Origin of the sequence: Heyndrickxia camelliae, assembly GCF_002844575.1 — a bacterium.
GTDB lineage: Bacteria > Bacillota > Bacilli > Bacillales > Bacillaceae_C > Margalitia > Margalitia camelliae.
On the sequence record NZ_PIQO01000076.1, the window covers coordinates 1 to 359 of the forward strand.

1 rRNA gene is annotated in these 359 nt (G+C 48.2%); it reads left to right on the plus strand.

Features of this window, described 5'->3' with window-relative positions:
- Positions 1 to 28: 28 nt before the first annotated feature.
- Positions 29 to 359, plus strand: a 23S ribosomal RNA gene (locus tag CWO92_RS24985); the annotation flags it as partial.

A 359-nucleotide genomic window follows, 5' to 3' on the forward strand; every position in this document is an offset into this window, starting at 1 on the left:
ATCCATTTTAAGAAGTAATAACCTAATAGGTTAAGTTAGTAAGGGCGCACGGTGGATGCCTTGGCACTAGGAGCCGATGAAGGACGGTACTAACACCGATATGCTTCGGGGAGCTGTAAGTAAGCTTTGATCCGGAGATTTCCGAATGGGGGAACCCACTGATCGTAATGGGTCAGTATCTTTACCTGAATACATAGGGTAATGAAGGCAGACCCGGGGAACTGAAACATCTAAGTACCCGGAGGAAGAGAAAGCAAACGCGATTTCCTGAGTAGCGGCGAGCGAAACGGAAGAAGCCCAAACCAAGAGGCTTGCCTCTTGGGGTTGTAGGACACTCTATATGGAGTTACAAAGGAACG